Consider the following 12,636-nt stretch of genomic DNA (forward strand, 5'->3'; position numbering starts at 1 on the left):
TTCGACAAGGGGCGACCATTGTGCAATCGCAAGAAGATGACGGGGCGGAATGTCAATCCTGGTCTAACAGAGCCTTTTTTAATCCCCGTCCCAGAAAAATCAATATGCATAGAAAGTCATAATTATCATTTCGTAAACATTTCGATGAAATTAACGCCATGGCGCATACTTGCGGTTAAAATACCGCAAGGCCTAACTACCAACCTTTAAGCCGGTCCGGAGAGACCGGGAAGGAGAATTATGGCGAACAACCATACTGCGGGCACTGCTGCCCGCACCTTCGCGCCCAGCGAGCTTTGCCAGCGCATGCTGGCCAAAACCAGCAAGGGCACCTGCGGTCCCTGCATCCTGTACCTTGAGGATGGGACCATTTTTTATGGCCGTGCATGCGGTGCCGAGGGTACCGCGACCGGCGAGGTCTGCTTCAACACCTCGCTTGAGGGCTACTTTGAGGTCATGACCGACCCGAGCTATGCCGGCCAAATCGTAACCATGACCTATCCGCAGATCGGCAACTACGGCATCGACGAGACCGACGTCCAGTCGGCCTTCCCCGGTGATACCGCCCGCCCCGCGAGCGCTCCCGCCATGCGTGGCATGATCGTCCGCGACATGTGCGCCACGCCTTCCAACTGGCGCTCGGCCGTCAGCGTGCCGGAGTACCTGCGTGCCCACGGCATCGTCGCTATCGAGGGCGTCGACACCCGCGCTCTTGTGCGCCACCTGCGCGACAACGGCTCCAAGATGGGCATTATCTCGACGGAAATCTTTGACGTCGACGAGCTTACCGAGCGTCTGGCCACCGCGCCGACGCTGGTGGGCGAGAACCTGGTCAAGACCGTGAGCTGCTCTGAGCCCCACACTTTTGCCGCGAGCGATCTGCCTGCTACGCATGACTTTGCGCTTGCCCCTGCCGCTCCTTCCCGCCACAACGTGGTCGCCTACGACTGCGGCGTCAAGCGCGGCATCCTGGAGGGTCTGGTCCGTGCCGGCTGCGACCTTACTGTCGTGCCGTGGGATACGCCCGCGGGTGAGGTGCTCGACATGAATCCCGACGGCGTCTTTTTATCCAACGGCCCCGGCGACCCCGATGCCGTGGTGGAGACCTACGAGCAGGTGCAGCGGCTGATCGGCAAGGTGCCGATCTTTGGCATTTGCCTTGGTCACCAGATGATCAGCTTGGCGTGCGGTGCCCAAATGGAAAAGCTTAAATTCGGTCACCGTGGCGGTAACCAGCCGGTTATGAACCTGGTGAGCCGTCGCGTGGAGATCACCGCGCAAAACCACGGCTTTGGCCTGTTGTTCCCCAGTCTGGGCAAACTGATCCCGGAGCTTTCCGGCGGCGAGGCCGAGCATGCGGCCGATGGCGACCTGCGCGCCTGGGTGCGTCGCGGCATCGCGCCGGTCGTGATGAACGAGCGCTTCGGCCGCATTCGCCTGACGCACGTGAACCTCAACGACGGCACCGCCGAGGGCATCCAGCTGCTCGACGCCCCGTGCTTCTCGGTTCAGTACCATCCCGAGGCCTCGCCCGGCCCCACCGATGCCCACTATCTCTTCACCGCCTTTACGCGACTCATGGACGGCGAGGAGAACTACCTGGACATCGACACCGCGAAGGACCGCCTTGCCGGCTGGAATTTTGCCGACGATGGTTCCGCCGTTCTACCGAACGGCGGACCGGTCGACGCTGCGGCTGCATCTGGCACATCATCTTGCTGTTCTGCTTCGGACGCGCGGGCATAAGCCCAGCGCGTCCTCGCATCACGGCAACCTGATGCACCAGCTGCACCCTCGCTGACTTTTCCAAAACATTGAGTCAGCCTCTCTAGGAGGTTTTAAACATGCCGAAACGTACTGACATCAAGCGCATCCTCGTCATTGGTTCGGGCCCCATCGTTATTGGCCAGGCCTGTGAGTTCGACTACTCCGGCGCCCAGGCCTGCAAGGTGCTCAAGGAGGATGGCTTTGAGGTCATCCTGGTCAACTCCAACCCGGCGACCATCATGACCGACCCGGGTCTTGCCGACCGCACCTATGTCGAGCCTATCACCGCGGAGTTTATCGAGCGCGTAATCAAGAAAGAGCGCCCGGACGCGCTGCTGCCCACGCTGGGCGGCCAGACCGGTCTGAACGCCGCCGTCGAGCTGGCGAAAGACGGCACGCTGGACAAGTACGGCGTCGAGATGATCGGCTGCGACCTGGCCGCTATCGAGCGTGGCGAGGACCGCAAGCTCTTTAACGAGGCCATGGCCGAGATTGGCCTGGAGGTCGCACGCTCGGGCTATGCCTACAGTGTGGCCGACGCCGAGGCTATCGCCGAGCGCGTGGGCTATCCCTGCGTACTGCGCCCGAGCTTTACCCTCGGCGGCGCCGGCGGCGGCATCGCTCACACCCACGAGGAGCTCGTCTCCATCGTGAGCCAGGGCCTGGAGCTCTCGCCCGCCCACGAGGTGCTGGTCGAGGAGTCCATCGAGGGCTGGAAAGAGTACGAGATGGAGGTCATGCGCGACCACGCCGGCAACGGCATCATCGTGTGCTCCATCGAGAATCTCGACCCCATGGGCGTGCACACCGGCGACTCCATCACCGTGGCGCCGGCGCAGACGCTCTCCGACCTTGAGTATCAGCGCATGCGCGTGGCCTCGCTCGCCATTCTGGAGAAAATCGGCGTCGAGACCGGTGGCTCCAACGTGCAGTTTGCCGTGAACCCCAACACCGGCCGCCTGATCGTCATCGAGATGAACCCGCGCGTGAGCCGTTCGTCCGCGCTGGCCTCCAAGGCCACGGGTTTTCCCATCGCCAAGGCCGCCGCGCGCCTGGCCGTGGGCTACACGCTCGACGAGATCGTCAACGACATCACCAAGGCCACGCCCGCCTGCTTTGAGCCCACGATCGACTACTGCGTCGTTAAGGTGCCGCGCTTTGCCTTCGAGAAGTTCAAGGGTACCGACCCCACGCTCACCACGCGCATGAAGGCAGTGGGCGAGATCATGGCGATTGGCCGCACCTTTGAGGAAGCCTTCGGCAAGGCCATGCGTTCGCTGGAGGACGGGCATCAGGGCATTTGTGCCGGTGGCAAGGAAGGTGCCGACAAGCTGAGCGACGATGAGCTCGCTCAGGCCGTGGCAACGCCGACCGAGCACCGCATTTTCTTTGTGGTCGAGGCCCTGCGCCGTGGCTGGGACATCGCCCGCATCCATGCCATCTGCGGTATCGATCCGTGGTACCTCAACCGTATCAACGACATGGTGCAGGTCCAGGAGAGCATCCGTGGCCTGCGTGTGGAGGATATCGACGCCGACGCGATGCGCCTGCTCAAGCAGTACGGCACGAGCGACGCCGAGATTGCCGCGCTGACCGGCTCGGACGAGCGCTTTGTGCGCGCCTACCGCAAGGGTCTGGGCGTGGTTCCCAGCATGAAGACGGTCGATACCTGCGCTGCCGAGTTCTCGAGCGCCACGGAATATCACTACAAGACCTACGAGAACATCTACCGCACGAGCCCGGTCGCCAAGAAGTGCGTTGCCCCCGACGAGACCACGCCGGCAAGCAAGCCCAAGGCGATGATTTTGGGTGCCGGCCCCAACCGCATTGGCCAGGGTATCGAGTTCGATTACTGCTGCGTGCACGCGAGCTACGCGCTGGCGGCCCGCGGCTTCGAGACCATCATGGTCAATTGCAATCCCGAGACCGTCTCGACCGACTACGACACATCCGACCGTCTATACTTTGAGCCGCTCACTTACGAGGACGTCATGGACGTTATCGACGTTGAGCGCCCCGACGGCGTCGTGGTGACGCTCGGCGGTCAGACCCCGCTTAAGCTGGCGCGCATGCTCGAGGAGAGCGGCGTGAACATCATGGGCACCAAGCCCGACGCCATCGACTTTGCCGAGGACCGCGAGCGCTTTGCCGCCCTGCTCGACAAGCTGGGCATTATGTATCCGCCGGCGGGCCAGGCAACCTCGTTTGAGGAGGCCGAGGCCGTGGCCGCGCACATCGGCTACCCGCTGCTGGTGCGTCCGAGCTACGTGCTGGGCGGCCGCGGCATGATGATCGCCTACGATGCCGAGCATCTGCGCGATTACATGGCAGAGGCTGCGCGCATCAGCCCCGACTACCCGGTGTATCTGGACCGCTTCCTGGAGGGCGCAATAGAGTCCGATGTCGACGCCCTGTGCGATGGCGAAGAGGTATACATCGGCGGCATCCTGGAGCATATCGAGGAAGCCGGTATTCACTCCGGCGACTCCGCGACCTGCATCCCGCCGTTCAGCTTTAGCGAGAGCCTGCAGGCGAAGCTCCGCGAGACCACGCGCCGCATCGCGATGGCGCTGGGAGTCCGCGGTCTGGTCAACGTGCAATATGCCATCAAGGGCGAGACCGTCTACGTGATCGAGGCCAACCCGCGCGCCAGCCGTACCGTGCCGTTTATCTCCAAGGCCACCGGTGTGCCGCTGGCCAAATGCGCGGCGCGCATCATGGCAGGCGATTCCATCGCGAGCTTGGGCCTGCCGAGCGACGAACGTCAGCTGGACTGGTTCTGCATGAAGGAAGCCGTCATGCCCTGGGGTCGTTTCCCGGGCGCCGACGTCATCCTGGGGCCCGAGATGAAGTCGACGGGCGAGGTCATGGGCATCGCCAAGAGCTATCCCGAGGCATATGCCAAGACGCAGCTGGCGATCGACTACAAGCTGCCCGACCCGAGCGCCGGCAAGGTATTCATCAGCGTGTGCGACCGCGACAAGCGCCACATCCTTTCGGTCGCGCGTATCCTGCGTTACCTGGGCTTTGACATCTGCTCCACCGAGGGTACGGCGCGCGTGCTGCGTGGAGGCAACGTGACGTGCGAGATCGTGGAGAAGATTAGCGGCCCGCACGACGGCGAGCGCCCCAACATCGGCGACCTCATCGCCGATGGCAAGATCGCGGTGATTATCAACACGCCGTACGGCCCGGGTTCGCGCGGCGACGGCTATCTGTTGCGTACCGAGGCGGTGCGCCGCGGCGTAACCTGCGTGACCGCGATGTCCGCTGCCAACACGTACGTGAGTGCCATCGAGGCGGTGCGCGAGGACCAGCAGGGTCACGGCAGCGCCAACGACATGGGCATGGACGTCATCGCCCTGCAGGACCTGCCGCAGCACACGGTGTAGATTGACCTGTCCGGCCGGGGCGGAGGGGGCCGAGTTTCCCCCTTCGCCCCGGCTGCAAGCAGAGTCGCTCAGTGGGAAACTCGGCCCCCTCCGCCCCGGCCTGCGGTGACTCGGCTGCACCGTGTGCTGCCGAAGGGGCTTTGCGCGATGACTAGGGCTGGATAAAAAAGAGAGTGTGGGCAGAGCCCACGTTTTGTATGGGGTCCTCCGGTGAATTGCATTCACCGGAGGACCTTTTTGTGGCTGGCTGAGAGTGCCGCTGGACAGTTAGTTCAGATTTGTATTTTTGTGAGGGTGGAAAAGGCCGATTTGAGCTCAAATGAGCCGTTCTTGGCGGTCTGATGCGACAAGGATGCGCAGTCAGGAATGAGAAAAGGGCGTCATTGGGTCTAAAACGGCTTCAAAACGATACGTTTGCACGTAAGGACCCGGCCAAAAAATACAAATCTGAACTAACTGTCCACCACCCTCCGTCAACCTCTCATTCCAAACCAAATCAGCCAACGTACGTCATAGCAATCTCCGGTAGGTCGCAGGACGGCGGTCGAGCTTTTCTCTCGGGAAACTTCGCGAAGCCCAGTTCCCGAGGGAAAGGTATGGTCTGTGTAATACCAGATAAACAGTACATTTTTGCTAGATTGGTATTTGACTGAAGAACCAATTGGTATGGCTTATTAAGCCCACCTTGCCGTTGACGCTCATTTTACTGTCGCTGGGAGAATTCCGAACTTGGATGCGCAAGTGCTCCCATATATTGATATGACCTAGTAGGTGGCTATCTGGTTACTACCAGTTGGCCCCTTGGTAACGGGTGGCCCCATTGTGCGGAATGTACCGAACATCCCCGTTTGATACGTTTTCTCATGCTGCCGGGGGGGGGCGTCCTCGGCGCCTTAGCATCTCGGAAGAAAGGAGACCAGGTGCGCAGGAATTCCATTTTTACGAAACGGTGGGTGAAGGGAAGTGCGGTCCTCGTTGCCACTGCAGCGACGCTCGTGTTTGCCAATCCCCAGCAGGCGATTGCCACGCCACTCAAGGGCGTCGACTCGGCGACCGTGTCCCAGTCTGCCTCGAATGTCGTCGACATCGATTTCGCTGACGGCATCAAGGGCCGTATTACGTTCCTCGAGGACGGTATTTTCCGTTATAACGTCGACCCCAAGGGTGAGTTTTCCGATTACGCCACGCCGCGCAGTAAGTCCCACACGGCTAAAATCCAGGCTCAGCCCGATACCTCGGACACCTACAGCAAGCCGAGCGCGACGGTTGCCGACAAGGGCGACACTATCGAGATCACCGGCGGAAAGGCGACCGTGATCCTGGACAAGGCGACTGGCAAGATGAGTATCAAGTCAGGCGACCGTGTCGTGGTTTCCGAGTCCGCGTCCCTCGACCTTGATAAGAAGGGTACCGTCCAGACGCTCGCCAAGGAGAAGTCCGAGAACTTCTTTGGCGGCGGCACCCAGAACGGACGCTTCCTGCACACCAACCAGACCATCGCCATCTCCAACACGAACAACTGGACCGATGGCGGCGTTGCCTCGCCCAACCCGTTTTATTGGACGAGTGACGGCTACGGCGTACTCCGAAACACGTTTGCAGAGGGTTCCTACGACTTCGGTTCCACGGACTCATCGACGGTCACGACTTTGCACAGCGAGAATGAGTTTGATGCCTACTACTTCGTGGCGACCAACGAGGGCGCTTCGAACGTGGCAACCGAGATGCTGCAGGACTACTACAAGGTGACCGGTAACCCGGTACTGCTGCCCGAGTACGGGTTCTACCTTGGTCATCTTAATGCCTACAACCGTGATGGCTGGTCAACGACCTCGGGTCAAAAGAAGTGGGAGACCAAGGGCAGCAAGTCCTCGAGCGAGAAGGGCGACGTTAAGTACGAGTCTGGCATGTCGACGGGCTACAAGCTCGACGGCACACTTGCGGCCGAGACGCTCAACGGTGAGGGCCCTTCGGTTGATACCGAGAACATGAAAGCGACCGATTTCGACCGCCAGTTCTCTGCTCGGCAGGTTATCGATGACTACGAGGACAACGACATGCCGCTCGGTTGGTTCCTGCCGAACGACGGCTACGGCGCCGGCTATGGCCAGAACGGTTACTACAAGACCGGCGGCGTCAACTCCGACGGAACGAGCTCGGCTGACCGTCTTAACGCTGTGCGTGCCAATGTCGACAACCTTAAGAAGTTCACCGAGTATGCCAACTCCAAGGGTGTGAGCACGGGCTTGTGGACCCAGTCCAACCTTGAGCCCGACAGCAACTCCGAGACCCCGTGGCACCTGCTTCGCGACTTCGACGCCGAGGTCAAGACGGGAGGCATCTCTACCCTTAAGACCGACGTCGCCTGGGTTGGATCTGGCTACTCCTTTGGTCTTAATGGCATCAAGACAGCTTATGACACGGTGACGACCGGCGCCAACAAGCGCCCCAACATCATCACGCTCGATGGCTGGGCTGGCACGCAGCGCTTTGGCGGCATTTGGACCGGCGACCAGTATGGCGGTAACTGGGAGTACATTCGCTTCCATATCCCCACGTATATCGGTCAGAGTCTTTCGGGCAACCCCAACATCGGCTCCGACATGGATGGCATCTTTGGCGGCGACCCCATCATCTCTGCGCGTGACTACCAGTGGAAGACGTTCACGCCCTCTATGCTCGATATGGACGGTTGGGGCACCTACCGCAAATCGCCCATGACGCACGGCGATCCCTACACAGGCATCTCGCGCTTCTACCTCAAGCTCAAGGCGCAGCTCATGCCCTATATCTACACGAGCGCGGCCTCGGCGGCCAACATCGACACGGGTAACGGCGATGCCGGCCTGCCCATGATCCGCGCCATGCTGCTTTCCGACAACTCCGAGTACGCCGCAAGCACTTCGACGCAGTACCAGTATATGTTCGGTGAGAACTTCCTAGTGGCACCGGTGTATCAGGATACCCAGGCAGATGAGAACGGCAACGACATTCGCAATGGGATTTACCTCCCCAACTACGGCACCGACGAGAATCCCACCATCTGGATCGACTACTTCTCGGGTAAGCAGTATCGCGGCGGCCAGGTTCTCAACAACTACGAGGCTCCGCTTTGGAAGCTGCCGCTGTTTGTGAAGGCCAACGCTATCGTGCCGATGTACGCCGAGAACAACAACCCCGAGGCCGTGAGCGACACCAACACCAAGGGTACCGACCGCAGCCAGCGTATCGTCGAATTCTTCGCCACCGAGGGCGACGGCACCTTTACGCAGTACGAGGACGACGGCTCCTCCATCGAGAACAACACGACTGAGGACGATTCCTACGGTACGATCGACAATATCTCCTACGGTGAGCATGTGAGCACCGTCTACAGATCCGAGGCCGCAGGCGGCACCGCGACCTTTACCGCCGAGGCCTCGCAGGGCGGCTACAGCGGCTACGACTCCAACCGCACCACGACCTTTGTGGCCAACGTCTCCGCCAAGCCCACGAGCGTCTCCGCCAAGAACGGCGGATCCGCGCTCAACGTGGTTGAGGTCGACTCGCAGGAGGCCTTTGACGCCGCGACCCCCGAGGCCGGCCAGGCGGTCTACTTCTACAACGAGACCCCCAACCTCAACCACTACGGTAGCGACGCAGGCAGCACCGAGGCCGAGCAGGGCGAGAGCTTCAACAACACCAAGATCACCACGAATCCCAAGGTCTACGTCAAGTTCGCGAAGACCGATGTCGCCACGGCAGCGCAGACGCTCGAACTGGGCGATTTCGTGAACGCCGATGCCACGCTCGCGGCCGACCGCTTCAACGAGAGCCTCTCCGCACCCGCGAACCTTGCTGCCCCCGAGGACGCCACGACCCCCACGAGCATTAAGCTCACCTGGGGGAAGGTCGATGGTGCTACCTCCTACGACCTTAAGGTAGACGGCACTGTGTTCGCCGTGGGCGATGCGGCAGAATTCACGCATACCGATCTTGCCTACAACAGCAAGCATACCTACCAGATTCGTTCGCGCAACGCCGATGGCTACTCCGCATGGAGCGACGTGCTTGAGGCGAACTCTGCGCTCGACCCGTGGCGGAACGTGCCTGAGGCCGAGGAAATCACTTGGGAGGGCTCGCTCTACGGTAGCCATAAGGCCGAACTCGCCTTCGACCATGAGTTCCAGTCGGGCGACGGCGGTTTCCACTCCGGTGGCAACGATCTGGGCAAGGCGCTTACCGTTGACTACGGTCGCGCTTACAAGCTCGACAAGCTCGAGTACTATCCGCGCGATGATGCCGGTAACGGCACTGTGACCAAGATGCGCATCGAGACGAGCCTCGACGGCGTGCATTGGACGACGCAGGAGGTCGACTGGGAGCGCTCCGCCGCTTGCAAGACGGTGGCGTTCGACGGCGCCGTGGCCGCGCGCTACGTGCGTATGACGCCGCTCGCGTCCGTGGGCAACTTCTTCTCCGCCTCCGAGATCGCCATCTACAAGACCGACGGCACGGACGGCTTCGCCGTGGGCTCCAACCTCAACAAGGCCACGGTCTCCGACGGCGACTACTCCAACATGAAGAATTACCTGGGTCTTGAGAACCGCGAGCCCGACACCTCGACGTTCGACTCCCAGATCCGCGCCCACTTCGCCGACCTCAACGGCAACGGCGTCTACGACGTGTACGACTACTCCTTCACCATGGCGGCGCTCGACGGCGGCACCAAGCAAAAGGGCAAGGCTGCTGGCACCCTCGCGGTGATCCCGAGCAAGATGGAGGTCGAGGCCGGCGACGAGATCACGGTCGACGTCTACGCCACCGACGCCGAGAACGTCAACGCGCTCGGTGCGCTCGTCAACTTCAACAGCGACCAGTTCGAGTATGTCTCCGAGAGCATCGCGCAGGATGCGTCGACGGCGGGCATGGAGAACCTCTCGCGCGAGAAAGTGCAGTTCACGGATGGCCACCAGACCATCAACCTGGCCTTCGCCAACCGCGGCGACGCCAAGCTCTTCAACAGTACTGGTGTGGTCGCGAGCTTTAAACTCAAGGCTAAGACGGCCGGCAAGGTCGAGCTGCCCTCGACGTCTTGGCTCGTCGGCCCGGCGTGCGACGCGCTCGAGTTCGTGAGTGATGGCACCGTGACGATGCCCGGTGTCCCGCAGCCCACCAAGTCCGAGTACGGCCGCGACGCCTTTGACATCACGATGACCAACGACGAGCTCCCCACCGACGATGGCGCCAACGTCGAGAAGCTCATCCAGCAGAAGAGCTATGACGGACTGTTCGACAACAATGAGGGCGGCAACGACTTCGAGTTCCTGTGGAACTATGGGCCCAACTGGATCGACGGCAAGATGCCGACCTACGTCAAGCTGCCCGCCACGATGACGTTCGCCTTCAAGACGCCGTCGAAACTCGATAGTGTCGAGGTCGTTAACCGCAACGGTGGCAACGGCACCGTGCAGAAGATTAAGTCCGTCGTGACGTTCGAGGACGGCTCGACCCAGGAGTTCTCGGGCGGAAGCTTTGATTCCTATCAGGCTCGCTACGCCTTTGGCCTCTCTGCCGAGAACAAGGGCAAGAAGGCGACCAAGGTCGAGATCACGCCGCTTGAGGCATCGGGTGACCAGATGCTCACGCTGCGCGAGATCAACTTCAACTACACACAGGGTGTCGAGGCCATCGAGGGTGTCGAACTGGGCAAGAACCAGACCGAGTTCTTCGAGGGCGATGTGACGCTCGTCGACGCCAAGGCCACGCCCGAGAGCGCCGGCTACCCCTATGTGACGGTCGAGAGCTCCGATCCTTCTGTGGTGAGCGTCTCCGCTGTCCAGGCCGGCGATAGCGTGAGCTACTACCTGCGCGCCAACAAGGCCGGCAAGGCAACGATCACGGTGGCGTCGGTGCTCGATCCCTCCAAGACCGCATCCTATGAGGTCGAGGTCAAGGCTGGTGTCGACACCTCTGCGCTCATGGCAGCGCTTTCCAAGGCCGCGGGCTACAGCGAGTCCGTCTACACCAAGGATTCCTATGCAGCCCTCACCGCTGCGGTCGAGGCGGCTCAGAAGCTCCTCGATGGCGGCCAGGGCAGCTATAGCAAGAAGGATGTCGCAGACGCCACGGCCAAGATCGAGAAGGCAATCGACGGCCTCAAGATGCGCCCCGTCGATGAGAAGAGCCTCATCAACACGCCCGAGAACCGCGAGAACGTCAAGGTGACCGGCTTCTCGAGCGAGGCCGACTATGAGGGCAGCAACGCCGTCAACGCTCTTGACGGCGATGAGCAGACGCTCTGGCACAGCGACTGGGCCTATAAGGCCGGTATGCCCCAGTACCTGACCGTCGACCTGGGCCGCGACTACGATCTCACCGACGTCACGTTCCTGCCGCGCCAGGACGGCGGCACGAACGGCGATATCTTTGAGGCCGAGGTGCTGGTTTCCGACACCGCCGACGGTTATGAGATGGGCACCGCCACGTCGATGGGTACGTTTACCTTCGACAACGACGGCCGCGTGCTCACCGACCGTGGCGACTGGAAGCAGATGAGCTTTGGTGCCGCGCGCGGTCGCTACGTGACCGTCAAGGTGCTCCACGCCGGCGGTGGCAGCGTTGACGCCTACTGCAGCATGGCGGAGCTCAAGTTCTACGGTACGGCCGTTCCCAATCCGGTGGCGAAGGACGACCTCACTGCCGCGATTGAAAAGGTTGATGCCGAGGTTGCAGCCGGCGACCTTAAGGCCAGCGACTACACCGAGGCTTCCTGGACCGCGTTCCAGAACGCCTTGGCGAGCGCCCGCGCCATCCTGAACGACGAGAACGCCACGCAGGACGAGGTCGACCAGGCACTCAAGGCACTCGAGAGTGCTCGCGACGCGCTTGAGAAGACTCCGGTGACCCCGGTCGAGAACCCGACCAAGAAGCAGCTCAAGGCCTTGGTCAAGCAGGCGAAGGAGACTGACACCAGGGGCAAGACGGACGAGTCTGTCAAGGCCCTGACGGATGCCATTACCTACGCCGAGGACGTCTTGGGTGATGAGAATGCTTCCGACATCCAGCTCCAGGCGGCCTATGACCAGCTCAAGCTGGCCATTGAGAGCCTCAAGGATGCCGATTCCGGCAACCAGGGCGGCTCGGGCAACCAGGGTTCCGGCAATGGCTCAAACGGCGGCAACCAGGCGGGCAAGCCCGCAGGCGACAAGGCCCAGGGCAGCAAGAAGAGCGGTTCGGCGATCCCCAATACCGGCGACCAGACGGCGGCGACCGTCGCGGCCGTCGGTGGTCTTGGCGCCATCATCGCCGCGATCGGCGCTTTCTTCCATCGTCGCAGCAAGGCTAAGTAGTCCCAGCGACAACTAAGCAAACGTGCCCGCCGCTCCGTCAAGGACGGCGGGCATTGCTTTATTATTGGCTCTGTTAGACCAGGATTGACATACATGTGTCCCCACGGTGCCATATCGTTGACCCCATAGACCGCGATGATGGGGGC

4 protein-coding genes are annotated in these 12,636 nt (G+C 61.5%); all 4 read left to right on the forward strand.

The genetic code is table 11. From position 1 onward, the window contains the following. Positions 1-210 (forward strand): hypothetical protein (locus GPK39_RS08380; protein ID WP_215674992.1); only part of this gene is annotated, 210 nt, incomplete at its 5' end. Between the two features lie 30 nt (positions 211-240). Further along, on the forward strand, positions 241-1,746 hold the full coding sequence (gene carA, locus GPK39_RS08385) for a glutamine-hydrolyzing carbamoyl-phosphate synthase small subunit (protein ID WP_252204833.1): 1,506 nt from the start codon (positions 241-243) through the stop codon (positions 1,744-1,746). A 98-nt stretch (positions 1,747-1,844) separates the two neighbouring features. Beyond that, the gene (gene carB / locus GPK39_RS08390) at positions 1,845-5,159 is read left to right on the forward strand and encodes a carbamoyl-phosphate synthase large subunit (RefSeq protein ID WP_215674994.1); all 3,315 of its coding nucleotides are present in this window, start codon (positions 1,845-1,847) and stop codon (positions 5,157-5,159) included. Positions 5,160-6,079: 920 nt separating this feature from the next. Further along, positions 6,080-12,490: a discoidin domain-containing protein gene (locus GPK39_RS08395; RefSeq protein WP_215674996.1), complete on the forward strand. Its 6,411-nt coding sequence runs from the start codon at positions 6,080-6,082 to the stop codon at positions 12,488-12,490. Positions 12,491-12,636 lie beyond the last annotated feature (146 nt).

The organism is Collinsella aerofaciens, from assembly GCF_018785245.1.
Lineage (GTDB): Bacteria > Actinomycetota > Coriobacteriia > Coriobacteriales > Coriobacteriaceae > Collinsella > Collinsella aerofaciens_AD.

Excerpts from the sequence above, each read along its gene's own strand:
- carA (WP_252204833.1), top strand. The coding sequence starts at position 241 with ATGGCGAACAACCATACTGCGGGCACTGCTGCCCGCACCTTCGCGCCC.
- carB (WP_215674994.1), top strand. The coding sequence starts at position 1,845 with ATGCCGAAACGTACTGACATCAAGCGCATCCTCGTCATTGGTTCGGGC.